The organism is Planococcus rifietoensis (assembly GCF_001465795.2).
Lineage (GTDB): Bacteria > Bacillota > Bacilli > Bacillales_A > Planococcaceae > Planococcus > Planococcus rifietoensis.
Window position 1 is genome coordinate 1,347,341 of sequence record NZ_CP013659.2, and the last position, 22,108, is coordinate 1,369,448.

Annotated in this window: 31 protein-coding genes; 26 read left to right on the forward strand and 5 right to left on the reverse strand. The window is 39.0% G+C overall.

Translation table 11 applies throughout. From position 1 onward, the window contains the following. The first annotated feature begins 9 nt into the window (after positions 1 to 9). Positions 10 to 558: a GNAT family N-acetyltransferase gene (locus tag AUC31_RS06550; protein ID WP_058380819.1), complete on the forward strand. Its 549-nt coding sequence runs from the start codon at positions 10 to 12 to the stop codon at positions 556 to 558. A gap of 172 nt (positions 559 to 730) precedes the next feature. On the opposite strand, the gene AUC31_RS06555 is transcribed toward AUC31_RS06550, so the two are convergent. Continuing rightward, on the reverse strand, positions 731 to 1,003 hold the full coding sequence (locus AUC31_RS06555) for a hypothetical protein (protein ID WP_058380818.1): 273 nt from the start codon (positions 1,001 to 1,003) through the stop codon (positions 731 to 733). Between the two features lie 344 nt (positions 1,004 to 1,347). Here AUC31_RS06555 and AUC31_RS06560 point away from each other — a divergent pair, with 344 nt between their 5' ends. Continuing rightward, positions 1,348 to 1,794 (forward strand): VanZ family protein, encoded by a 447-nt coding sequence (locus AUC31_RS06560; protein ID WP_218916838.1) that lies wholly within the window; start codon positions 1,348 to 1,350, stop codon positions 1,792 to 1,794. An 87-nt stretch (positions 1,795 to 1,881) separates the two neighbouring features. Here AUC31_RS06560 and AUC31_RS06565 read toward each other — a convergent pair whose 3' ends face one another. After that, positions 1,882 to 3,288 (reverse strand): bifunctional metallophosphatase/5'-nucleotidase, encoded by a 1,407-nt coding sequence (locus AUC31_RS06565; protein WP_058380816.1) that lies wholly within the window; start codon positions 3,286 to 3,288, stop codon positions 1,882 to 1,884. Between the two features lie 221 nt (positions 3,289 to 3,509). Here AUC31_RS06565 and AUC31_RS06570 point away from each other — a divergent pair, with 221 nt between their 5' ends. The 5 genes from AUC31_RS06570 (at position 3,510) to AUC31_RS06585 (ending at position 6,540) form a co-directional block, all read left to right on the forward strand. Next, on the forward strand, positions 3,510 to 4,538 hold the full coding sequence (locus AUC31_RS06570; protein WP_335339137.1) for a S66 family peptidase: 1,029 nt from the start codon (positions 3,510 to 3,512) through the stop codon (positions 4,536 to 4,538). A gap of 46 nt (positions 4,539 to 4,584) precedes the next feature. After that, positions 4,585 to 5,259 (forward strand): HAD family hydrolase, encoded by a 675-nt coding sequence (locus AUC31_RS06575; protein ID WP_418054977.1) that lies wholly within the window; start codon positions 4,585 to 4,587, stop codon positions 5,257 to 5,259. A 46-nt stretch (positions 5,260 to 5,305) separates the two neighbouring features. Then, entirely contained in the window at positions 5,306 to 5,434 is a 129-nt protein-coding gene (locus AUC31_RS17685) for a hypothetical protein (protein WP_237150750.1), read from the forward strand. A gap of 58 nt (positions 5,435 to 5,492) precedes the next feature. Beyond that, the gene (locus AUC31_RS06580) at positions 5,493 to 6,002 is read left to right on the forward strand and encodes an NUDIX hydrolase (protein ID WP_058380814.1); all 510 of its coding nucleotides are present in this window, start codon (positions 5,493 to 5,495) and stop codon (positions 6,000 to 6,002) included. Between the two features lie 70 nt (positions 6,003 to 6,072). After that, positions 6,073 to 6,540, forward strand: a complete 468-nt coding sequence (locus tag AUC31_RS06585) for a GNAT family N-acetyltransferase (protein ID WP_058380813.1) — start codon at positions 6,073 to 6,075, stop codon at positions 6,538 to 6,540. Between the two features lie 150 nt (positions 6,541 to 6,690). Here AUC31_RS06585 and AUC31_RS06590 read toward each other — a convergent pair whose 3' ends face one another. Next, positions 6,691 to 7,464, reverse strand: coding sequence for a DUF2268 domain-containing putative Zn-dependent protease (locus tag AUC31_RS06590; protein ID WP_058380812.1), 774 nt, complete (start codon positions 7,462 to 7,464; stop codon positions 6,691 to 6,693). Between the two features lie 211 nt (positions 7,465 to 7,675). Between AUC31_RS06590 and pyrH the strand changes: the two genes are divergently transcribed. From pyrH to lepB, 4 genes are all read left to right on the forward strand, one after another. Further along, positions 7,676 to 8,419 carry a UMP kinase gene (gene pyrH / locus AUC31_RS06595; RefSeq protein WP_058380811.1) on the forward strand — a complete coding sequence of 248 codons (744 nt, stop codon included), beginning with the start codon at positions 7,676 to 7,678 and terminating at the stop codon, positions 8,417 to 8,419. A gap of 30 nt (positions 8,420 to 8,449) precedes the next feature. Beyond that, on the forward strand, positions 8,450 to 8,920 hold the full coding sequence (locus tag AUC31_RS06600) for a GNAT family N-acetyltransferase (RefSeq protein ID WP_058380810.1): 471 nt from the start codon (positions 8,450 to 8,452) through the stop codon (positions 8,918 to 8,920). A 90-nt stretch (positions 8,921 to 9,010) separates the two neighbouring features. Beyond that, the gene (locus tag AUC31_RS06605; RefSeq protein WP_058380809.1) at positions 9,011 to 9,760 is read left to right on the forward strand and encodes a hypothetical protein; all 750 of its coding nucleotides are present in this window, start codon (positions 9,011 to 9,013) and stop codon (positions 9,758 to 9,760) included. Between the two features lie 144 nt (positions 9,761 to 9,904). Then, the gene (lepB, locus tag AUC31_RS06610; RefSeq protein ID WP_058380808.1) at positions 9,905 to 10,447 is read left to right on the forward strand and encodes a signal peptidase I; all 543 of its coding nucleotides are present in this window, start codon (positions 9,905 to 9,907) and stop codon (positions 10,445 to 10,447) included. A 267-nt stretch (positions 10,448 to 10,714) separates the two neighbouring features. On the opposite strand, the gene AUC31_RS06615 is transcribed toward lepB, so the two are convergent. After that, entirely contained in the window at positions 10,715 to 11,359 is a 645-nt protein-coding gene (locus tag AUC31_RS06615; protein WP_058380807.1) for a hypothetical protein, read from the reverse strand. A 154-nt stretch (positions 11,360 to 11,513) separates the two neighbouring features. Between AUC31_RS06615 and AUC31_RS06620 the strand changes: the two genes are divergently transcribed. The 14 genes from AUC31_RS06620 (at position 11,514) to AUC31_RS06685 (ending at position 19,977) form a co-directional block, all read left to right on the forward strand. Continuing rightward, positions 11,514 to 11,954: a GNAT family N-acetyltransferase gene (locus tag AUC31_RS06620; protein WP_058380806.1), complete on the forward strand. Its 441-nt coding sequence runs from the start codon at positions 11,514 to 11,516 to the stop codon at positions 11,952 to 11,954. 47 nt (positions 11,955 to 12,001) lie between these two features. Continuing rightward, a complete protein-coding gene (locus AUC31_RS06625; RefSeq protein WP_058380805.1) occupies positions 12,002 to 12,184 on the forward strand; it encodes a hypothetical protein in 183 nt (60 codons plus the stop codon). Between the two features lie 53 nt (positions 12,185 to 12,237). Then, positions 12,238 to 12,825: a GNAT family N-acetyltransferase gene (locus AUC31_RS06630; protein WP_058380804.1), complete on the forward strand. Its 588-nt coding sequence runs from the start codon at positions 12,238 to 12,240 to the stop codon at positions 12,823 to 12,825. 59 nt (positions 12,826 to 12,884) lie between these two features. Beyond that, positions 12,885 to 13,292, forward strand: a complete 408-nt coding sequence (locus AUC31_RS06635; RefSeq protein ID WP_058380803.1) for a hypothetical protein — start codon at positions 12,885 to 12,887, stop codon at positions 13,290 to 13,292. Between the two features lie 185 nt (positions 13,293 to 13,477). Beyond that, positions 13,478 to 13,960, forward strand: coding sequence for an RNA polymerase sigma factor (locus AUC31_RS06640; RefSeq protein WP_058380802.1), 483 nt, complete (start codon positions 13,478 to 13,480; stop codon positions 13,958 to 13,960). After that, the gene (locus AUC31_RS06645; RefSeq protein ID WP_058380801.1) at positions 13,950 to 14,789 is read left to right on the forward strand and encodes a zf-HC2 domain-containing protein; all 840 of its coding nucleotides are present in this window, start codon (positions 13,950 to 13,952) and stop codon (positions 14,787 to 14,789) included. The genes AUC31_RS06640 and AUC31_RS06645 overlap by 11 nt, the downstream gene beginning before the upstream one ends. Positions 14,790 to 14,878: 89 nt before the next feature. Beyond that, a complete protein-coding gene (locus AUC31_RS06650; RefSeq protein ID WP_058380800.1) occupies positions 14,879 to 15,133 on the forward strand; it encodes a hypothetical protein in 255 nt (84 codons plus the stop codon). Positions 15,134 to 15,244: 111 nt separating this feature from the next. Then, the gene (locus AUC31_RS06655) at positions 15,245 to 15,532 is read left to right on the forward strand and encodes a hypothetical protein (protein ID WP_058380799.1); all 288 of its coding nucleotides are present in this window, start codon (positions 15,245 to 15,247) and stop codon (positions 15,530 to 15,532) included. 274 nt (positions 15,533 to 15,806) lie between these two features. Then, the gene (locus tag AUC31_RS06660; protein ID WP_058380798.1) at positions 15,807 to 16,643 is read left to right on the forward strand and encodes an alpha/beta fold hydrolase; all 837 of its coding nucleotides are present in this window, start codon (positions 15,807 to 15,809) and stop codon (positions 16,641 to 16,643) included. A gap of 49 nt (positions 16,644 to 16,692) precedes the next feature. After that, complete coding sequence (locus tag AUC31_RS06665) at positions 16,693 to 17,238, forward strand: NUDIX hydrolase (protein WP_058380797.1); 546 nt, start codon at positions 16,693 to 16,695, stop codon at positions 17,236 to 17,238. A 252-nt stretch (positions 17,239 to 17,490) separates the two neighbouring features. Further along, positions 17,491 to 17,853 carry a hypothetical protein gene (locus tag AUC31_RS06670; protein WP_058380796.1) on the forward strand — a complete coding sequence of 121 codons (363 nt, stop codon included), beginning with the start codon at positions 17,491 to 17,493 and terminating at the stop codon, positions 17,851 to 17,853. 33 nt (positions 17,854 to 17,886) lie between these two features. Then, positions 17,887 to 18,387 (forward strand): zinc metalloprotease, encoded by a 501-nt coding sequence (locus tag AUC31_RS06675; protein ID WP_058380795.1) that lies wholly within the window; start codon positions 17,887 to 17,889, stop codon positions 18,385 to 18,387. Positions 18,388 to 18,767: 380 nt separating this feature from the next. Then, positions 18,768 to 19,217 carry a hypothetical protein gene (locus tag AUC31_RS06680; protein WP_058380794.1) on the forward strand — a complete coding sequence of 150 codons (450 nt, stop codon included), beginning with the start codon at positions 18,768 to 18,770 and terminating at the stop codon, positions 19,215 to 19,217. A 235-nt stretch (positions 19,218 to 19,452) separates the two neighbouring features. Then, a complete protein-coding gene (locus tag AUC31_RS06685) occupies positions 19,453 to 19,977 on the forward strand; it encodes an SMI1/KNR4 family protein (protein WP_058380793.1) in 525 nt (174 codons plus the stop codon). A gap of 104 nt (positions 19,978 to 20,081) precedes the next feature. Here AUC31_RS06685 and AUC31_RS06690 read toward each other — a convergent pair whose 3' ends face one another. Beyond that, on the reverse strand, positions 20,082 to 20,642 hold the full coding sequence (locus AUC31_RS06690; protein ID WP_058380792.1) for a hypothetical protein: 561 nt from the start codon (positions 20,640 to 20,642) through the stop codon (positions 20,082 to 20,084). A gap of 202 nt (positions 20,643 to 20,844) precedes the next feature. Here AUC31_RS06690 and AUC31_RS06695 point away from each other — a divergent pair, with 202 nt between their 5' ends. Next, complete coding sequence (locus tag AUC31_RS06695; protein WP_167549931.1) at positions 20,845 to 21,594, forward strand: HEAT repeat domain-containing protein; 750 nt, start codon at positions 20,845 to 20,847, stop codon at positions 21,592 to 21,594. Positions 21,595 to 22,108: the final 514 nt, after the last annotated feature.

Genomic DNA, 22,108 nt, shown 5'->3' on the forward strand with positions numbered 1-22,108 from the left:
GAGTTATGTATGGAACTTAACGAAAAGGTTTCAATAAAGCAGTTAAAGAAGGAATTGATCCCTGTTGTAAATCAAGCAAATGAGCCTTTTTCCATTATCGGCAACATTCTCCCGAGCTTTTCGAATGGAAAATGGTCATACAAAGAACGATTATACGACAACCCATCGGAAACGTGTTTTCCTGATGACCAGCTCAATTGGGAAGAATATATCGACAGTGAGAAGAAAGTGGTGTTCCTGGCGATGCAGGGGGAGAAATGCGTCGGGCAGATTCGCTTGGTGAAGGACTGGAACCGCTTTGCATATATTGAGAATATTGCCGTCTGCAAAAGTTTCCGAAAAAAAGGTGTCAGTCAGCTCCTGTTAGAAGCTGCACAAAAATGGGCAAAGGGACAATCATTGATTGGCCTATCTCTTGAAGCACAGAACGATAACGTAATCGCATGTCGTTTCTATGCAAATCAAGGATTTGTATTGGGTGGTGCTGATACCTTAAAGCAAAAAGCGAATCCCAATATCGATATTACTTTGTACTGGTACAAGGTGTTTGAGTTTTAAGAAGCAGTGTGGACAAAAATGTTTTGGCTAACAATCTGAGCTTGTAAAATCCAGGGTTTAAGTGAAATGCTTCAACGAAGTGAACAGTACGGTTTATTCATAAAAAAGGGGGAGAAACTGCGCTAATATAAATGCGCATCTTCTCCCTCTTCATTTCCGTAAAATTCTGTTTTCACGAGTGCCCGGGGTTGGCCGTATATCCAATATATAAAAAGACGAACCCAGTGATACACGTAGCGGCTCCAAATAACAACCCAGCAGCAGCGGAACCCATTCCAGCTCCTGTTAAAATGCCTAGAATGTTAAGAAGGAGAAAGAAGACGACCAATGGCAAGACAAAAGCAGTAAGAAACCCGGCATTGATCCACTTCTCCCTGTTTTTTCCTGCAAATTTATGGACTGCAAAACTTAATAAGGCAATATAGGCAGCGAGTATGAGAATCATTTGATTCCTCCTAATCAGCAGTATGGAAAATCTACTCATATTCTTTATCCAATAATATACAAAGTATAACATTTCCATAAATTAGGTGAAAGGAGAAGCGGGATATAAAACCATTCTTTTTGCTATATTCAGTTCTTTTTAAAACTCTTTTGGTAAAATATAGATATACAAGCTATCTGGTTACGAGGTGAAAAGATGAATATTTTTAGAAATTCCATTTTAATTGTTCTATCACTGCTGTTGTCCCAAGTTTTGATGTATTACATGTGATGTTCGCTGTGTCCCCAGTGCCCTATATACTCGGCAGATTCCTGTTGGCTTTCTTCATTTTTATGAGTTTTAAGTTGTTATTGAAAGAATATGAAGTCGATCCGATCTATATAGATTTGGCGTTGGTCCTTTACTTAATCTTTTTGTTCTCTGCGACTTTTTATAGAGGAGATGGAAAAACAAGTGATTATAATTTGATGCCTTTTGACTTTTTAAACTATATCTCTGAAGTGAATCTATCAACGTTTATTGCGGCCTTGCTGATTAGTGTGATGCTCTTTGTACCTGGAGGAGCTTATTTATACATAAAGAGAATCAAATTTGCTTATTCGTGGCAGATTCTTCTCTCTAGCAGTCTGGTGATAGAACTGCTGCAGTTCTTCACTAAGCGCGGATCGTTTGATATAGATGATTTACTATTAAATACAGCTGGTGGTTGTTTAGGCTTCCTGTTGGCAAAGGTTGTCCATAAACGAATCACACATGAAAAACAAACAACAACTACAAAGCTGTCTCATTGAAACAAATAAAAGTCCGAATTCGAATAAAAGAAGGGTCAATTATCAACAGATAATTGACCCTTCTTTATTGTTCCTGCAGTGGCTGTCTCACAAGGGAGGAGAACCGAGTTCTGCATGTTCAGCTTGTCTTTCCGTTCGCATTTTAAAAGCCTGCTCAAGGAACTTGGGCTGGTTCGCATAAATTTGAATGACATCTTTAATTTCTTCGGCCATATAGACCTGGTTTCGATTTTCGGCCAAGTCCGGATAGCCGGATCCGCGCTGCAGGTAATCGGAACTGGCGACTTTGTACCACTGCTCGTCCTGTATTAATTCACCATCAATCAGGATGTCTTGAACACGTTTGCCATCATGGATGATCGAAGCTCCTGAAAAGTGCAACCGGCCGACAAATTTCCCGCGGAATCCAGGTCCACGACCATCCGCCAGGCACGCTTGTGCATCCAAAGATTGCGTGAATGCTTTTTTTAGCTGCTTGCCTTGAACTTCAAAAGAAGTCGGATTTAGTGGAGATGGACAAACTTCAATCAGTTTTTGACGGGAAATATTGTGAAACAGGCCTGCGTTGGCGATGCCGCTATTGATCAATCCGATATCGCATTGCATCATGTCCCGCAAGCCGTCCGCGATCAAATTGGTCAATGGATTTTCTTCAATGACGTCGTGCCAAAGCGGCTCCGGTAAATCGTATAGGGACTTCCCTAAAGAAGCGAGCGCTTTCACTTTATTATCTTTCAAAATATCCATTACCACAGAATCCGGCGCAGCATCTATTGTTGAGTATGTGGCTGAATGAAGAAGCTCAACCTTGCCGTTCGCCACTTCAAGCTCGATCACACCGATGTGTTCAGCGTAATTTCCTGCGCTGTTCATGATCGTCTCGTTCACCAGTTTGGCTTCTGAATACAGCTGGTGATCGTGTGCCGAAATCACGACATCAATTTCAGGAATCGCTAGAGCCAGTTCTTCATCGGCAGCTGTGCCCACATGACTCAACAAGATGCAAATATCATACGAACCGGCGCGGCTTGAGATTTCTTGTTGTGTCATAGTGACGTAATCCGAAACACTGATTCCAAGCCCGTCATTGAAAACATCCATGTCGGGGGAAGCGCCGGTAACTAATATACGCAAGCCATTTTTATGTAAAATCGCGCTTTTGACAACGCCCTGAATTTCACTTCCATCTTTTTTTCGGAGATTGTTGCTAATGAAAGGGAGTGGGCTGGTTGTAGCCATATGCTCCAATGTCTCTATGCTATTGAACATCTCGTTATTCCCAATTGTCAAAGCGTCATAGCCGGTCGATTGAAGCAATTCAAGCGCTGCGACACCGCGTGTTCCTTGCAATTCAATGCTTTTGAAATCGGCGAAATCGCCGCCATCAAGGATGAGCGTATTTTCGTCTTTTAATTCCTTAATCATGCTTGCTGCTCGCGCAAAGTTTTCATAATTACTGTGAACATCGTTCGTATGGATGATTTTCAGTTTCATAAGAACCTCCTGTTAGTTATTTCCTTTTAAAGTAAGACCAATAGTCTACCACTATGGTTTCAAAAAATCCTTATCAATTTTCTGACTACTTGAAAAATTTGTAAGAAAAATTATTTTAATCAAAACAATCATACAATATATTTAGAGAATTACAGTTATTGTAAAAAATATTCTGATACAATAAATGAAAACTGAGTTAAAAAGGAGCGTTTGCTTTGAAAGTGAAGTATCCTAGGTCATTGAAAACGGGAGATACAATTGGGGTGACGGCTCCATCAAGCGGGGCACAGGAGCCACTGCATATTTTATTGTCCAAAGCAAAAGAAAATGTAGAAGCACGCGGATATAGGGTAGTTACAGGAGAAACGGCCTGGACTCAACAAAAAGGAAGAAGTGCATCTAAAGAAAAGCGGGCAGAAGAATTGATGTCATTTCTGCTAGATGAAAATATAACGGCGATTATTCCCCCTTGGGGAGGCAGTTTCGCTATGGAGATCCTTCCCTTAATTGACTGGGAGAAATTGAAGTCTGCTCCGCCAAAGTGGCTGCTTGGGTATTCTGATATTAGTACCTTTCTTTTTGCTTATTCCACTATTACAGGAAACGCCTCAGCTCATGGAATTAATTTCGCGGAACTTTCTTCACCTCAATGGGACTCAACAAGCTCTAGGTGGACAGATGTACTAGGGTGTTGTGAGAACGGGGAAGTAGCCCAATACTCTTCTGATCACTATCAATCAAACTGGCAAAAAGTCTACGACAATCCAGCAACAGGCTTCTACTTTGATTCAAAAACGGAATGGAAACATCTAAGTGGATTATCAGAAGCAGAGTTCTCAGGAAGACTACTTGGAGGATGTATCAGCACCCTTCGCACATTAATTGGGACGCCGTTCGATCAAGTTAAAGACTATGTGTCTAACTACGCAGCTGAAGAAGGAATGGTGTGGTACTTAGAAAGCGTTGGTCTTGATGCAATTAATATCTACCGAAGTTTATGGCAAATGAAACAAGCAGGATGGTTCAATAATACGAACGGGATTTTAATCGGACGACCATCGCGTTATAAAGCAAATCAAGAATTTGAATTAGTGGATGCATTAAGTGATATCTTTGCTGAAGACAATATTCCGGTGATCTACGATGTAGACATTGGCCACTCGCCACCTCAAAATATTCTAGTGAACGGCGCTTTTGCAAAAATAACTTACAAAAATATACAAGGCACTATCCATATGAAGTATCAATAAGATGATAGCTGGTTAATAGTATAGATATAAGAGGAGGTGGCGGGATTTGAGTTCTATCTCAACGATATTATTTGACTTAGATGACACGCTGCTTGATAGAGAGCAGGCAATAGAAAAGCTATTTTTGGTTCTTTTAGAAAAATTCTATGAAAATATAAAACATACGAATAAAAACGAAATGTTGAGAAGGTTTAAAGAATACGACAAGAAAAATTATGGGATTAATGATAAAACAAGAGTCTTAGAGCCGTTTTTTAATGAATTCCCAACTAAACGTATAGTTTCTCAATATGACATGCAGGATTTTTGGAATACAAATCTGCCCCTCTGTTTTTCTGTTGATGAAACTATACTCGATTTTTTAAGTTCTCTTAAAGAACAGTATCAATTAGCTATTATTACCAATGGATCAACCGAGAGGCAATATGCGAAAATATCGAATACTAATTTAAACAACTATTTTGAAGAAGTCTTTATTTCTGAAGAAGTTGGGTTTACTAAACCAGATAGACGTATATTTGAAGTTGCCCTGAATAAATTAAATATCCAACCAGAACACGTATTGTTTATTGGGGATGACTTAGAGAAAGATATCGAAGGATGCCAAAATGCGAATATCAAAGGCATATGGTTTAATTCGCTTTCACTGGAGAATCATACTGATATAAAGCCATATGCTGAAATTAAGTCACTTAAAGAGCTATTAAATTACCTTTCGTAAAAGGTCATAGCTAGCGGCTCCTCATGGAATTCAAGATTTGATCAGTTTGGATGCTAAGCCCACACCATATTTTTTAGAAAACGAGGAACGTTTAAAAATATATGAAGAGCGGGTTTCCAAGAAGAATTGGCCATCAATTTGGAATCAGTTGAAAGTACATTATGGTAAATCTTAAATTTTGAAATTGGTTTGTGCAAAGTTAAATTATGGACAAAACTGAGGAGGGAAACAGGATGGAGTTGTGGGATTTAGTAGACGCTTCAAGAAAACCACTAAACAAATTACATACACGCGGAGAGGAACTTCAACCGAATGAATTTCATGTGGTTGTGGAGGTCTATACAATTAATGCAGACGGGTGCATGTTAATGACTCAAAGAGATGCCACTAAGCCTTTCCCATTGCTTTGGGAAAGCACAGGAGGTTCAGTACATGCAGGGGAAAGCAGCGTAGAAGGTGCTGTCAGAGAACTTGCTGAAGAAACGGAGATTGCCGTGGCAGCAGCGGATCTTCAATACTTAGGCGAGAGGTCGAAGGGCAAATCATTTCTGGACAGCTATTTGTACGTAAGCAAGAGAACTATTGAAATCAATGAACTAACTCTGCAGCCTGGGGAAGTCTGTGATGCCAAATGGGTCCGAGTTGAAGAATTGAAGGAAATGAATCGAACAGGCCAGGTAGTGCCGCCGGTTTGGGAAAGGTATCAACTGTACTGGGAAGAATTGAAATCCTTATTTAGATAAAAGATGTGAGCAGATAATTTTAGAAGTAGTGGTAATAATGGACGATATATATTGCTGGGGAGTGTAAATAATGAAAATAGAAATGCAGCCAATGTCAGAAGAAGAATTCGATCAGTTTATGGCGTTCTTGATCCCTGATTATGCGAAAGACTTATCGGAAAACTACATGATTCCAGAGGATGCAGCGATGGAAGAATCAAGAGCTTTAATGGCAAAACTGTTTTTAAACAAACAAAATACAGAGGGGCAGTCAGTTTGTCATGTTGTCTCAATGGAAGAAGATAAAGTAGTTGGCTCCCTTTGGTACAATATCGAGCCCAGTACGAATAAAGCTTACATCTATCATATTTTAATTGGAGAAGAGTATAGAAAACAGGGGATGGCTACAGCGGTATTGCAGAAACTAGAGGAAGATATGCGAAATCGCGGCGTAACTTCCATGGGGTTAAATGTGTTCGGGACCAATCCCCATGCTTATGAACTTTATGAAAAGATGGGTTACCGAGTGCAGTCAACATCCATGGGAAAAAGAATATGAATCGAAAAACTTTAGTCTAACCAAATGGCACAAAGGTTTCCACGTGAACAAAAATACACATACGAAAAGACAAGAAATTCTGTAATGAATTTCTTGTCTTTTTAATTTGGATCATCCTCATCTCTAGAACTGGTTATTTCATTTCGAAAACTAAACTATAAAACTATTGCTAGGCAGTGACGTCATATCTTCTATCGTATTACCTTCATTTTTTTCTAAATACCATTTCACCAAATAGTAGCCAATGGCATAACCGGCCCAAAAAGGTATATTTTCTTCTTTGCTGCCAAACATATAGACATCTGTTTTTTCGCCCACTTCATTGTGATTGGAGTGATAAGTGGTCTCCCACAGAACTCGGGCTTGCTTTTCCGTGAGTGCATCTTTATAAGGGCCTAAATAGTCATTGCCCAACCTGATTTTTACAAAATGTTCTGCTAGGCCTTCCAATATTAACCGGTCTAACAAAGTTTGGTTTTGCTCTGTTATAGCCAAGGCGTGTATGCGCCAGTGATGATGGTACTCATGCGTAATGACTGACTTTAGTGTGGAACGAACTTGAGCATCGGGCAACACCGCGAAAAAAAGTCTGCCATTCCAATCGGTATATGCTGAGACGCCGCCGAGTTTTTCTCGCACGAAGTGATCTTGGTCGTCTAGAATGAACAATTCAAACTCTAACGCTTTTGATACTGAAAACTCCAATTGCAGAAGGGTTAGTTCGTCTTTGATGAACTTTTCATAAGCAAGACAGTGCATTTCTTGGAGTTGTTTCTCGAGAGTTTCAATCTTCTTTTCAAGATTGAATATACCGAAAAACGCCATCGTTTCAAATTCCTGATTCAATACCTTGAATGTATCCAGGAATAAGTCTTTTCTATTGGCCTGTGGATTTGAGGCTATTGTTTCAAGAAAAGTTTCCATCTGTTTAAGCCTTGGGATTACGTTAATTGCCGTCTTTTCAATACTGATGATGGCTCACTCCTTTCAACGCATCCTTTAAAAAATGCTGGGAATTTCTTTATATTTACAAAATAGTAATTAAATATATCAAAAAGAAGCGCGGTATTAGTATAATGTAAAAAGTGTGAAAATTCAAAGCGGCTAGTGGGTAGCTGTCAGAAGGAGTGTCTGGATGAAAACGATTAAAAGAGTGTTGATCAAGCTCAGTGGTGGGGCATTGGCAAGCGAAAGTGGAGATAGCTTTGACCATCAAAAGCTTGACCATATTGCTAATGAGATTCTTTCCATTAGCGATATGGACATCGAGGTGGCAGTTGTTATTGGCGGCGGCAATATCTTCCGCGGTAGCTTGGCGGAGCAATGGAATATCGACCGGGTGGAAGCGGATAACATCGGAACACTTGGCACCATCATGAACAGCTTGATGTTAAGAGGCGTTTTAAAAAGCAAGTCCGGAAAAGATGTCAGGGTGATGACTTCGATACCTGTACCGTCTGTAGCAGAACCGTATATTCAGCTACGAGCCAAGAGGCATTTGGAGAAAGGTTCCATTGTCATCTTCGGCGGAGGCAACGGGCAGCCGTTCGTGACGACTGACTACCCAAGCGTCCAGCGGGCAATCGAAACGAATTGTGATGCCATTTTCGTTGCCAAGCAAGGCGTGGACGGTGTATTCAATCTGGATCCAAATCAGCACAGTGAAGCGAAAATGTATCGGACATTGCATTTCGACGATATCTTAAAAGAAAACATCAAAGTCATGGACCAGTCTGCTCTTCTTCTGGCGAAAGACTTCAATATCTCCGTCAACATATTCAACTTCGATAAAAAAGGTGAAGTGAAGAGAATCGTCGAAGGAAAACAGACTGGAACCTTGGTTTCACAACAAGCTTCAGAGTTTTATGTGAAGAGCTAGTCAGCACAAACTCATAGGATGTGAGCATAAGTGGATGTAGCGGAAGTGAGTAAAAAAATGAAGATACAACAAATTACGGGGCCTTTCAAAAACGAAGCGAGGGCAGTCGTTTTAAAAGGCTTGGAGGAGCGATTCGGATTTATCGATCCTTCCTACAATCCTGATTTAAAAGACATAGTGAGCAGTTACAGCCGGGAGAAGACGATGTTTTTTGTTTGTGTCTTTGATAATGCAGTAATTTCTACTGGAGCGGTTTCGTATGAAGCCACTGGTATTGGCAGAATAGAACGCATGTCGGTTCTCAAAAAATACAGAAGGAGCGGCATAGCCAAAATAATGCTCCAACATTTAGAATCGTGGGCACAGCAACAGGGTTACGAAAAACTGGTTCTGGAAACGAATAAAAGCTGGACGAGTGCGATTGAATTTTATAAGAAGCAGCATTATGAAATCTACTTGAACGAAGGGGAACGCATCCACTTTTCCAAGTGCTTGGTTTAATACAGTTAATAACCTTTAAACAGATGGATTTTAAATCTGCTAGTTTCTTTAGGGAAATACAGACCAGTACAAAAAGAAAGGACTGCTTGGATGAAGCACATATACGCTTTTGAAGAAACAAGTGAATACGATAAGTTTCAAACGATTATTCAAGACTTTACTAAGAAACTGCAGAACTACGAGCAATTCTTGGAAGATAAGTATGAATTGATAGAAAAGCCAAAAGGAATAGTGTGGACGTCTTTTGATGAGGCTACCACTATTTTCTCGGATCTTCCGATTCCTGCTTTTACGAATAAAGACACTATCTACATAACACCTGATTTAAATGCTTGGAGAAATATGTTTCTAGAACAATTGGATGGAAAAAGTCTTCCTTCTATCCAAGCTTTCTATGAGCATCTATCCGAGAAACATCTACTGACGATATTGGGACATGAATTAACGCACCACTCAGATTTGTTCTTAGATGAATTTGAAGATGCACGGGAAGATAATACCTGGTTCGAAGAAGGCATGTGTGAGTATCTTCCAAGAAAATTCTTTCTAACTGATAGTGAGTTTGAGGAAATCGCAGTAATCGAAACCGAACTGGTCAACTCATTCACGTCTGAATATGGAAGCCGTTCTCTAAGCGCTTTTGGAAGCAATTCCTATCAGGCAAGGCTATCCAGTATCATGTTTGATTACTGGCGAAGTTTTCTTGCTGTAAAATACCTAGTGGAAGAACGCTTTAATCACAATATACAAGCCGTTTTTGAGAAATACCATGAATGGGATACAGAAGGGCGCAAGAGGACACTACTGGAGCATTTCGAATTGGACCATGTTTTTTCGTAGAACGTTTCAGCTAAAGCTTTAGTTTTTGTTTTGAATATGAAGAAATCTAAAAGAAATAGAGGAAATAGGAGAACAAGTAATCAAGTTTCACCAATATGCACTGCACAAAACTTAAAAACTGTCTGATCGGAGAGGATTCGAATAATGACGCGTTCAAAGAAGGAAAAAAATGAACTGTGGGAATGGGGAAAAGCGATTTTCATTGCTTTTGTTGTAGTAGGGATCGTTCGCTTTTTTCTTTTTGCCCCCATTGTTGTCGATGGCGAGTCGATGATGCCGACTTTGGAAAACGGAGATCGAATGATTGTAAATAAAATCGGATATTTGATTGGAGAGCCTGATCGATACGACATAATAGTGTTTCATGCTACAGAAGATAAAGACTTTATTAAAAGAGTGATCGGACTACCAGGGGATCATGTGGCATACGAGGATGGCCAACTGTTAATAAACGGAGAAGCACAAAAAGAACCTTATGATGGTGACATAGAAACATTCACTGAAGATTTCTCGCTTGAAAAAGTAACAGAATTTGAAACGATTCCAGAAGGCTATGTCTTCGTATTGGGTGATAACCGAAAAAACAGCACGGATAGCCGTATCATTGGGCTGATACCGATTAAAGAAATAGTGGGCAGCACAAATTATGTTTTCTGGCCATTCGACGATGTAGGCTTTGTTGAGTGAAAAAGTTACCGTTAGATTGTGTTCAAAGTGAATGTAAATACGAAGATTTTATCTATAGCCGCATCGCATCCATCATCCAATATGATGAATTAACATTATAGAAGGTGGGTGTTTTAATTTGAAAGCACTTTTAGTTATTGATGTGCAAAATGGTTTAGTGGAAAAAGGGGAATCCCAAAGAGAGGAGATACTGGTGGCTCAGTATCTCCTCTCTTTGTTCATTGAATTAACAAGCACAGTAAAAAAACGGATATAAATACGAATCCCTTATGGTTCTTGAATTAATGAACTCATCTTCTCAAGCCTTTCATAGGCTTCCGCATAGACCTCGGCTCTTTCCTGTTCGGTTTTGATGTCATCGAAGTTCAAAAGGATGTTTTCTGTCTCGATCAACCATTGTTCTAAGGGTTCGAAGTCATTCAGGTCTTTGATTTGCTGGAGCCTCGAAAGTGGAGCAGCGACTTGTCCGTCTGCATTTCCGCCCACTCTGTTCTCAGGAGAAGGTATCCCAGAAGCATCTTGAAGCCAACCCATAATGACACCCGTTTTTTGGCCTTCCGTTGGTTCGGTGGGGCCAGATTCCGAATGAATTCGGGCCACCATGGCTTTAGTGTCTTGATCAAAGGTATAGCCATTTTCGTATTCAACCGCATTCACAAATTCACTGTCCGCCAAACGACCTTCCTCAGGCAGTTCGTAACTGTCGAAATGCTCCTTGATCTCTTGATAAGGAGATTCCAATTGTGGATCTTCTTGTTCAGGCGTCTCTTCCTCAGCCGTGGCTTCAGGTGTGTATTCCTCAGCCACTGTTTCACTTTCATTAACAGCAATATCAGCCGTTTCTTCAGAAGCACTGCATCCTGCCATCAGCAAGGCGGACAAGATTCCTAATCCTATAGCAAATTTCTTCATTGTATCTCCTCCAATTAATCGCTAATGTATAGTATAAAGAACATTCTTTTTTTATCCAAATAAGTTATTTTGCGCCATATGAATTTCAGTCAAAAATCAAGATGACTATAATCGCGGAACAAGTATAGCCCCACTAATGGAGATGACACCAAATATGAACATTCGAAAAGCGGATCACAGCGACTTGAACGCCATCTTATCCTTATCACCGCAAGCTATTTTCGATGGAACTTTAGGTGAAGTGATGCCTTCAAGTGAAAAAGTCGAAAGCTTGGTTCAGCCTTTATTGGATAAAGGCGGGTTTTATTTTATCGCAGAAGCGAAAGATGAAATCCTTGGTTGGGTTCTAGTAGGAACCACAAAAGATCAGTTTACTGAAAAGCAGATTGGATTCATTTACGAACTGTATATCCGACAACAACACCGTGGCAAAGGACATTCAAAACGGTTGATGAATGCGGCCATTGAGCATTTTCAAAAAGAAGGGTACGCAGAAGTACGGTTAAGCGCAAAAGCAGAAAATCCAGCTGTGCATATGTACGAGAATATGGGATTTACGACAAGGAGCGTCACCATGTGCCTGAATCTCGAATAAAGTGAAGACGCATTATCTAACCATTAAAGCTAAAAAGGGGGATTTCAATGTCATCTGATCCACTGATTATTTGGGTTATGCTTTCGGTTATTTGGGTTGTGTTGGCCTTATATGGAATAGACCGCATGCAAAAATCCAAGGGAAAGCGTGAGTCTGATATGGAAAAAAGAGTTCGCCAACTAGAAGAAGAAAATAAAAGGCTAAAAGAAAAAGAGGAGGATGAATTATAAAATTTATCCCAGAAGAAGTTAAAAAATCTCATTTACTTGAAAAGAGGTTCACTATGAAAATTGAAAATCACTTAAAAGACATGCCGACATTTGAAACGGAACGACTGCTGCTAAGAAAAGTGACACGGTACGATTTGGATGATGTGTTTGAATTCTCTTCCGATCCCGAAGTAGCGCAACGTATGACCTGGGAGAAGAACGATTCAAAAGAAGAAACCTTATCCAACTTCCTGCAGCCGACTGTGGACGGATATAAAGATGGCCAAAGCGGTGTATGGGCGATTGTGTATAAAGAAAGCGAGAAAGTCATCGGAACTTGCTCGCTGGTCGAGTGGTCGAATGAACATCAAAAAGCAGAAATAGGTTACGTGTTAAATCGCAAATTTTGGGGAGCGGGAATCGCTACAGAAGCGCTAAGGGAAGTCCTGAGTTACAGTTTTGGCGTACTTCAATTGAACCGGATCGAAGGCGGCTGCGATTTAGACAATATCGGGTCTGAAAAAGTCATGTTGAAAGCCGGCATGACCTTTGAAGGCGTTTTGAGAAAGAATGAACGTATCAAAGGAGAATTTAGAGACACAAAAATCTTTTCGATCTTAAAAAGTGAATTCGATTCTGTGTCTATACATAGTTCAAAATAAATTCGCTGTTTCCACTACAGACTTCAATTAAAAAAAACATTGTAGCAAGGCGTGATGTGATGAAAGATTTTACAACAAGATTTGTCAGTGTTCTGCTTGCGATTCCAAGCATGCTGCTGATCAATTTGATCATTGAATATTTAAGTGGGGGCCTTGCTCCTTATACAGGTGAGGGAGTGGACTACAGTGGCCCAGTTTGGTTGGGATTGCTTGTAGTGGGCTTGTATTCTTTCCCTGTCTACCTCATTCTGGGCATTCCCGTTTCGTATCTAGTGGATTTTCTTTCCGTTAACACGCGCGGATACAGCTATTTGGATAAGTTAATTATGTATATGCTAGTCTGTATCATCTTAATTTATTTACTAGACGATATGGAAAATATATTCAGCTTAGCGCCGGTAATGTTGGTTATTGTGCCCGTCATGAGTTATTTCCATGTTCTTTATTTTTTGAAAAACCGCAAATAAGCAGGGCTTAGAAAACCAGGTGTTCAATTGAATGTACATAATCCAGTATATAGAGATTTTTTTGTAAAGTACCTGTGATGAAAGAAGCTCAGAAATGAGTTTCTTCTTTTTTTTACTTATTTTTGGTGATTCGGTGTAACGAAAAGAGATTTTTTCAGATATATAGGGTGAAAGGAGGTAGAAGAGTGGATGGCCTTACGGAAATATATGAGAAACACGCAGAACAGGTTTTCAAATACATAATTACCTTATGTCGAAATGCAGATGTAGCAGAGGAATTAACTCAAGAAACTTTTTATGAAGCGATCCGGTCGATCGACAACTACAACGGCCAATGCAAAATGTCGGTCTGGTTATGTCAAATCGGCAAGCATACTTACTACAAATATGTCGATAAACAAGTGAAGCAAGCGGATCAAATACAGTCTACTGAATACGTGAACTCCATTGAAGATGACATTATTGCTTCTGAAAATAAGATAGCAATATTCCGGATGGTCCATTTGCTTGATGAGCCATACAAAGAAATAGTTTTGTTGCGTCTATTAGGTGGTTTAAGTTTTAAGGAAATTGGAGAAGTTCATCAACGAAATGAAAATTGGGCCAGAGTATCATTTTACAGAGCTAAATTAAAGTTAAGAGAGGGAGTGACTTCAGTTGAGAAATGAATGCTACATCGTACGTGATTTATTGCCTTCCTACATAGATCAATTGTGCAGCGAGCAAAGCAGAATTTTTGTTGAAAAGCATATAACGCAGTGTGAATCATGTGCTCAAATTTTACAACATATGAAAGTCGAGTTTGATGATGCTGAAGACGTGGAAATACCTGTACGTCTTGAACAGAAAAAGCCATTTGAAAAAGTGTCTCAATTGATAAAGGCACAAGGAAAGTTCTCAAATATATTAGGGTTCTCTTTTTGGTCCGGGATAGTTATTACAGTAATACTTTTAGTGTTTTCTTTGAACCACTTAGTTTTGTGGCAGAATGATCAAGAAGAAGTTCAACGTGTAGCGCAAGAACAGCAAGATATTATGGATAAAGTCTTCGCTGTATTAATGGAACCAGAAACTCCTAATGAGCAGTCATTGCAAATCGTTTTTCAGCAATATAAGGAACAATTACAGCATATTGCAGTATTTCCCTCTGGAGCAGTAGAAGATACCATTCTCGATTTGCAAACCCCAAGCACTACATACCCTGTTGAATACGAACGAGCTTCCATTGTCATTGGTGAATACGGAGAAATCACAGAACCAATTGTTCCAATTGATTACGATATCGGTACAATGGCTATGGCGAACGAAGAATGGGTCGTCCAATTCGAATATAAAGAGTCCTACTTAGCAACAGTGGAAAATGCTCATCAAATTAAACACTATGCACCTAGTAGTTGGGAATTATTTTTAATGCCTATTATTTTTAGTGTGATAAGCTTCTTTATATTTTTGATTTGGGTATATCACAAGCGAATCATGAAACCAATGGAAGTTTGAGTAAGTTGTTGCTATAGGGGAGAGGAAAATGAACTCTTGTGGTAAAATAAGTAAAAAATAATTGTCTTATTAAAGGGAGGTAGGCAATAATGAACTCAGGCACAATCTCGGTCGCAGCGTTTTTGATTTCTTTGGCTGTTTATACAATTTGGTTTTTTAATGAAAATCTATTCTCTAATATAGCAATGATTGTAGCTGTTGCTCTGCCGCTTATCGGAATCGTGGCAGCACTTTTTGCCAAGAACAGATCGCTCAGAGTAGTGGGCTTAGTTGGAAATTCTTTGGTTCTTCTTTTAGCGGTTGTCCTCCCGTTTATCTCTACGCTATTTTGGAAAACTCCTTAGGTTGCTGATTGTGACACTGTATTTTCATTAAGGTCATGTTGATTCTGGAAAACTAATGTCTACTTTCTATTAAAGAATCACCATGAGATAAGGCAAAGGAGTTGAAGCTGTATGAGAAGATTTCTTTTATTGCTTGCTGCATGTCTTCCGATCATGATAATGATGGGATGTTCTGAAGAGGAAATAGTTCGTGTAGGCACTCCTTTTAACGATGAAGGCACGACAGGGGCGGAGTTCAATACAGGTTTCACGGACTCAGAAACGATATCTGAGTTGCAGGTGATTATTGAAATGGAAGAGAAAATAGAACCACCCAAAGAGTTAGCTCCAGTCGCAGATCTTGTTCTTACCTTGGATAAACCGGAAGAAAATGTTTCTGAACTTTGGCGGTACATATAGTATATGGATGATGGCAGTGCCGTTTTGTGCAATAGAGAAAGCGCAGTGGTACGAGAAGACGAGCAAGAGTTCTATACTCTAGATGAAGAACAAACAATGGAGTTAAAAAGCATACTAGAATAAATGGAATATAGGGGACGTAAAAGAAGCTGATGATGAGAAGCTTCTTTTTTTGTGCGTTTAATAATGTTTGGATTTGTTTAATGATTGTGATTTTAGTACTGTATTTAAAAACATCAAATGGTAAAATAAGTATGTATAAAAGAAGCATCTTATGAAAAAGGAAATTATTAAATTTGAAGATGGATTACAGGTAGGCATGCGTTCATGGGGAAACATGAACCACACAACGCTTCTTTTTCTTCACGGCCTTGGAAGTTCGTCAGCCAGCTTTACTGAACTGGCTAACTTACTTTCCCAAAAGTACAGGATCATCGCATTAGATTTGCCAGGTCATGGTTCATCTACAGCTGAACAAGCAGAAGAATCCTTTTCAGTAGCATCGGTGGCTAGGTGGGCAAAGGAAGCAATGGAACAACTTGATATTAAAGATCTTCATGTAATCGGACATTCTATAGGCGGAAATATAGCATTGGCATTTGCTGAAATTTTCTCTGTTCAATCGGTCGTTCTCTTAGACGGCGGTTATATACGCTCAAGCAGTATTCCTGGTAGTTTAATCACTGAAGAAGTTCGCTTCGCAAAAGAGCATTGTGATAATTATGCCTTTGCATCCTGGACGCAGTTTGAAGCAAAGATGGCAAAAGAAGGCTTGACGGAACGATTGATTGAAATGGCGAAACCGAGCATGAAAGTAAAACGTGATGCTATTAAGTTGATTTTAACGAGTGAACATGCCGGATATTATGTGAAGCAACATTTCAATGAGCCGAGTATAGATACTTTAAGTGAGGTCGATGTACCGGTCTTGCTGCTTAGAAGCACTTTGCCGAAGGCGTTTAATTCCCATCGTGATAGTGAAACTGCGAGACTCAAGCAGTACTTGGCTCTCTCTGTGGAAGAAGTGAAAGATACTTCCCACGATATCTATTGGGAGAACCCGAAAATGGTGAGCAAAAAAATATCCCAGTGGATTAGCAGTAAAAAATAGACCTGATAGCTTAATAGTATCTCAACCATAATAAGCGGGGGATTCAAAGATGAAAGCATGGGAAACGCTGTCCACAGAATATTTATACAAAAATTCGTTCGGAAATTTGAGGAAAGAGCAATGTAGGCTGCCAAACGGAATTATCATTGATAACTTTTACGTAAATGAGTATTCGGATTGGGTGAATGCCGTAGTCCTTACAGAGAGCATGCAACTCGTACTTGTAAAGCAATATAGGCATGGGACAAGAGGTTTTTATTTAGAAATTCCTGCTGGAAAGCTTGAAGAAAACGAAACAAGTGAGCAAGGAATTCTAAGGGAAGTTCTTGAAGAGACCGGATTCACTTCAAACAAAAATCCGATATTGCTAGGAGAACATATGGTGAATCCGGCCATTCAAAACAATAAAATTTCTACATACTTAATCACTGATGCATTCAAAACAAAAGATCAGCAATTGGATGATACGGAAGAGATCGATGTTAAACTGATCGGTTTCGAAGAGTTTGATGACTTGATACTGAATCAGACTATCGAAACACAGTTGTTTACAGCGAGCGCTTATTATATGGCAAAGTCGTTTCTAAACAAATAAGAGTGCAAGTGAAAATTGAAAGGAGACCGATTAAATGAACAAGCAGAAAAAGAAGAACACGAATAAAAGTGATTTTTTCGATGTAGTCTTATTTTGGATCCCAGAACTGCTATTTCTACCCTTCAGAATCCTGTTTATGGCGGTAAGGGGAATCGTTAGGTTAATTGGAGGATTTTTTAATGTCATCTAATTGCCTGCTTACATGGTTCTGATAAGCTCTTTACGTATTTAGTAAAGTCGGGAAGTGATGAGATGAACCGGTTGTGGAAAGTATTGCATAGGTGGATTTTCGAAAAATACGACCAGTTTGCCAATGAATTAGGCTACGCAGACTGGAAGATTACTTTAGAAAACACCTTTGGCATTTTTCAAATGGAGGGGGATGCGTTTTATCATGCCACACAGCTGCCTAATAGCGAATGGGCAGTATGGAATGATAGCTGGGGAGACCCGCCATATGCCTTTCAAGTATTTTCGACTTGGGCTGAAGCGATTAGCCATCTCCAAAAATTGTTTAAGGAAAGCCAATTGCCTGAAAGTTATTGGCGGCCAGAAGGATTTGATGTGGAAGAAGATGTTTTTTCAAAAGAGCCGAACCGAGAAAAAATGCTGTGAAAGCATAAATATAGAAACGGGGAATATAATTTGATGTTGATTGAAATAATTATTGTCTTACTCGTTGTGAGCTGCTCTTTATTTATACATGAAATGGGACATGCAATTGCAACAGTCACAGTGAGCAAAAATTCCAAAGCTGAAGTATTTCTGGGTTCATCCAGCAAAGCGAAAAAGCTAAGGCTGTCTTTTGGAAGAATTACCTGTTATCTGACCGTTGCCATATCGGGCTTCTGCGAGTACTCCATCCCTAAAGAGTCACCGCCGTTTACATATAAACAAAAACTCGTCTTCTACCTTGGCGGGCCAATCGCGTCATTGCTTTGTTTTGTGACATTATTCATCGCTTCTCATTTTGTTTCCGGAATAGCGGGAAATATCATTATCAATAGCGCAGGCGCAAACTTTTTTCTCTTCATCACATCATTGATTCCGTGGACTTATCCCCGCTTTTTAGGTGGCCTTCCGAGTGATGGCTTACAGATTTTGAATTTAGTGAAAGCGAATAGAAAACAGCGAGAATTTAGTACTTAATAAATTGGATGCTCATTAATTCTTAATATCATATTTTTTTATGATCCAGCAAGTGGAAGTGAATATATTCGCTAACTAGTCTTTAAAATGATACTTCTTCCTAAATAGGCTTGAAATAGTTCGCAATAGTGGCTGCAATTTGCCGAACGTTCGTAAAGTGTTTCTTTACATTTACGAACGTTATTTTTGTTCATTTTTTTGCTGTATTGCTGTGTTCGCAAAGGTGTACTTTTACGAACGGTTTGACGGAGTGAAATATAAGTATAAATAACTGAAAGTTTTGATTTTGACATAGTTTAAAATGGATGAAATTGGTATAGTTAAGCTAACTAATAGTTTTGGATTAAATTTTCTGATAATAATATGAGGGAGGGATATATGTGAGTAAAACAGTAAAATTAATTATTAGCTTGGTAATTGTAGGACTTATATTTTTGGGAGGTTTTTTCGTAGGAAATATTAGTAAGGCAGAAATTATGAAAGAAATAAAAATTGGTTATGAGGACGTTGAGAATTCAAGCAAAGTAATTTACGAAAAAGTTTTTACTGATGTAGAAAATTCAACTACTATCGATAATTTCATCATGATTTATTTGAACGCCAAGGAGATTGAGAATCCAAATATAGACTTGGAAAATCCAGATATGTATATTGTGTTAAATAATCCAAATGCTTCTGTCGGTTTAATTGATTCAAAAGTATGGTTTGTCGATGATGGTGCGATTATTGGGAAACGAGCAGGTGAGAGCTGGGATCAGATTGATTTTTATAAAACTGATGAAAGTGATGTTGAGTATATAAAAGAAACCGTTGAATACGAGGGAAAATAATAAGCCCGTACGAGCTTACTAGAGATTTAGAAATCGAGAGTGATACTATGCAAGGGTTTTGAGTTGCCTTTTTAGTATGTGCGAGTTTATATATACCTGAATTATCAGTAGTCCGCCAGAGTCAGATTTTGGGGATAAGTGGAATGAGCTAAACTAGAAAAGTGAATGTAACTTAAGTGCAGATAAGTTACATTCAATTTAAGGAAAAACAGGAGCGATCAAAGGAGGAATAATGATGTCTAAAATAAAAACTACTTTAGAAACATTAAAAAAAAGGCTGGATTCAAATAACCTTTTAGAAGTCCAACAAGAAGACGGCTATATCGAAAAAGTAGAGATGATTTTTAATCCTCCAGCAACTGAAGATGATTTGCAAAAGTTACCATTTAGTGTGCCAAAAGATTATGAAGAGTTTCTGCGACTTCATCACGGTGGACTTATTTTTAATAGTCCAGAAGGGGGAGGTGGTCTGAAACTCCTTACGGTAGATGAAATACTGGAATACCGAGCTATCCCTGGGTACGAGGACTACCCTGCTAACTGGTTTCCAGTTGCTTATGGGTATGATGGATGCTATTTGATTATTACGGATAAGAAGGTAGGAAGAGGTTATCTCTTTTGGATGGAGACAGGTAATGACTTTGAAGATGATATGTTTCTCGGTATGAACTTTGAAGATTTTCTTGAAAATATCATCATGGCTCAGGGATCAAAGTTTTGGGAATGGGGGTTCAGAATTCCACCAACGTTTAATTTTTAAGTTGACTACAGTTAATAAACTGAATGTAACTTATTGTGAATTAAGTTACATTCAAAAACTTCATTCTACTGAACTTTGAAGAGTACTAAGAGAAAGTGGATTTGCTAGTTTTCCAGATAGATTGTTTTTCCATTTACATCCACTGAAATTGCTTTCTCGTCAACTTTCAGATTCGAAAGGTCTTTAAAATCATCCGGTTCAATCGCTATGGTTGTCTGACCGATTCTTTTGTACACATGAGGTGTTAATTTCTGATACAAATAAACTTCTCTCGGATCTCCCACATTGGGATGCAGTCCCTTCACGTGATTAACAATAAGTAAATGTTTTTCATTTTGATCATAGAGACTTATAGGGTGCCGACTTTGTTCATCTTGTAAGATTACAGATAAAAACGAAACAACAATTGAAAATGGAATAAAAAATATCATAAGAGCAATCGAAATATATTTCATTGCAAGAACTTCTTTGAAATAGGCATAGAGGCTGAGAAAGAATAGGACAGTTAATGTTACATCGGTATAGGGCAGCAACAACTCTAAATTATGTGCATTGTAGACAAATGTATAACTTTTCTCGATTAAGGCGATTTTCATTAGAAGCCTAATCATGAAATAGAGAGAAGTAAAGATTAAAATAATGAGGCAAATCTTCCTTTTCTTCATGCAACTTCTCCTTTTTTCATACGTAAGATTAGACGAAGTCTGAAAGCAGATAGTTTCTTATTTATCCCAAAAGAAGACTGCTTAAAATACTTGTTGAATGTAACTTAATAGCAATTAAGTTACATTCAAATTCAGACAAAAAGGTTAATCTCTTTGCCCGAAATATTGTAGGAGAACATCGAAGGAGATGAAATGTTCCGTTATGAAATCCGAACAAAAAATAATGATTATCCAGGGATTTCTCGAGCAGGCTGGTCCGGATGCTATTGAGAACATTGCCACCTTTTTAGAAGACGAAGATCCTCACGTTATTTGGATGGCCATCGAAGCTCTGGGAACATTACCGATCAGCGAAAAAATCCAATCCATCCTGCTGCCCCTGACCGAAAATCCGGATGAAGAAATCCGGTTTAAAACGCTCGAAGCGCTGTGGGGTTATACGGGAGACGCTGTTTTTAACGCCGTGGTCAACCGATTAAAAGATGACGATGAACTCGTGCGTATTTCAGCGGTGGAAGCCTTGGGTGAGATGCGGGATAGCAGAGCGAAACAGCATCTAATCGATGCCTTAACCGACGTGGAAGGGATTGTCCGTAGGGAGGCTGCAGAAGGGCTAGGCAAACTTGGAGATGCATCGGCAGTCCCTGTACTGCAAGCCTTTCTTCAGAACGAAACAAGCAGCACTGTGAAAGTCGGTTTCTATGCTGGTCTCTATCTTTTGGGTGCTGAATTCCGCCTGAAATCTCTTTTGAATCTTTTGAAAGACCCCTCCTATCAGGTGCGTTGTTCGGTTGCCAACTGCGTTTTGAACTTGGTGGATGAAGAAAATAAAAAGCTGATTATAAAAGCGCTGGGCGCTGCACTCAGAAGGGAAACGACAGTTGCCGCCCGTTCCACTTTGCACAGTGCGCTAGAGGAACTTAATTCCTCAAGTGATTTAACTATGAAGTGATTATGTAAATATCTGAATGTAACTTATTAGTAATTAAGTTACATTCAATCTTCCAGTTTCATGCGCTTGACTAGAAAATTCACCGAAACTGATTTTGAACGAAAATAAGATACATTCAAAATGCAATGACAGTAAGTTTGAAAACTCACTTTTTAAAAGGATTGTGGTTTACCTATCAAGCGTTATTAAAAGAAAAAAGATAATAAATCTAGCGTTGAAATTATTGAAGCCGTTATTAACTAGCTTAGTATTTGCAGCGAAATGATCGCTGTATATAAGACAATTTCAGCAACAGCATCTAATTGGAGGTGAAAGGATGCTTATGAATACTGTAATCATCCAAATAGTATGAGATTATCTGAACGAAAAAGTGAGATTTTTCTTTTAGTGAACCGCACCCCAAATGGTAGACACTTTTTTAAAGTTTCTACCATTTGGGGTGCGGTTCACACAATATCTAATGCATCTTCTTTGTTTTTTTCATAGACATAGGCCATGTGGTAAATGTCCAACT

Bases quoted from the DNA above. Each gene is read 5' to 3' on its own strand.
- AUC31_RS06550 (WP_058380819.1), top strand. From the start codon at position 10: ATGGAACTTAACGAAAAGGTTTCAATAAAGCAGTTAAAGAAGGAATTG.
- AUC31_RS06555 (WP_058380818.1), bottom strand. From the start codon at position 1,003: ATGATTCTCATACTCGCTGCCTATATTGCCTTATTAAGTTTTGCAGTC.
- AUC31_RS06565 (WP_058380816.1), bottom strand. From the start codon at position 3,288: ATGAAACTGAAAATCATCCATACGAACGATGTTCACAGTAATTATGAA.
- AUC31_RS06580 (WP_058380814.1), top strand. From the start codon at position 5,493: ATGGAGTTGTGGGATTTAGTAGACGCTTCAAGAAAACCACTAAACAAA.
- AUC31_RS06585 (WP_058380813.1), top strand. From the start codon at position 6,073: ATGAAAATAGAAATGCAGCCAATGTCAGAAGAAGAATTCGATCAGTTT.
- AUC31_RS06590 (WP_058380812.1), bottom strand. From the start codon at position 7,464: ATGGAAACTTTTCTTGAAACAATAGCCTCAAATCCACAGGCCAATAGA.
- pyrH (WP_058380811.1), top strand. From the start codon at position 7,676: ATGAAAACGATTAAAAGAGTGTTGATCAAGCTCAGTGGTGGGGCATTG.
- AUC31_RS06605 (WP_058380809.1), top strand. From the start codon at position 9,011: ATGAAGCACATATACGCTTTTGAAGAAACAAGTGAATACGATAAGTTT.
- lepB (WP_058380808.1), top strand. From the start codon at position 9,905: ATGACGCGTTCAAAGAAGGAAAAAAATGAACTGTGGGAATGGGGAAAA.
- AUC31_RS06615 (WP_058380807.1), bottom strand. From the start codon at position 11,359: ATGAAGAAATTTGCTATAGGATTAGGAATCTTGTCCGCCTTGCTGATG.
- AUC31_RS06620 (WP_058380806.1), top strand. From the start codon at position 11,514: ATGAACATTCGAAAAGCGGATCACAGCGACTTGAACGCCATCTTATCC.
- AUC31_RS06625 (WP_058380805.1), top strand. From the start codon at position 12,002: ATGTCATCTGATCCACTGATTATTTGGGTTATGCTTTCGGTTATTTGG.
- AUC31_RS06630 (WP_058380804.1), top strand. From the start codon at position 12,238: ATGAAAATTGAAAATCACTTAAAAGACATGCCGACATTTGAAACGGAA.
- AUC31_RS06635 (WP_058380803.1), top strand. From the start codon at position 12,885: ATGAAAGATTTTACAACAAGATTTGTCAGTGTTCTGCTTGCGATTCCA.
- AUC31_RS06650 (WP_058380800.1), top strand. From the start codon at position 14,879: ATGAACTCAGGCACAATCTCGGTCGCAGCGTTTTTGATTTCTTTGGCT.
- AUC31_RS06655 (WP_058380799.1), top strand. From the start codon at position 15,245: ATGAGAAGATTTCTTTTATTGCTTGCTGCATGTCTTCCGATCATGATA.
- AUC31_RS06660 (WP_058380798.1), top strand. From the start codon at position 15,807: ATGAAAAAGGAAATTATTAAATTTGAAGATGGATTACAGGTAGGCATG.
- AUC31_RS06665 (WP_058380797.1), top strand. From the start codon at position 16,693: ATGAAAGCATGGGAAACGCTGTCCACAGAATATTTATACAAAAATTCG.
- AUC31_RS06670 (WP_058380796.1), top strand. From the start codon at position 17,491: ATGAACCGGTTGTGGAAAGTATTGCATAGGTGGATTTTCGAAAAATAC.
- AUC31_RS06675 (WP_058380795.1), top strand. From the start codon at position 17,887: ATGTTGATTGAAATAATTATTGTCTTACTCGTTGTGAGCTGCTCTTTA.
- AUC31_RS06685 (WP_058380793.1), top strand. From the start codon at position 19,453: ATGTCTAAAATAAAAACTACTTTAGAAACATTAAAAAAAAGGCTGGAT.
- AUC31_RS06690 (WP_058380792.1), bottom strand. From the start codon at position 20,642: ATGAAGAAAAGGAAGATTTGCCTCATTATTTTAATCTTTACTTCTCTC.
- AUC31_RS06695 (WP_167549931.1), top strand. From the start codon at position 20,845: ATGAAATCCGAACAAAAAATAATGATTATCCAGGGATTTCTCGAGCAG.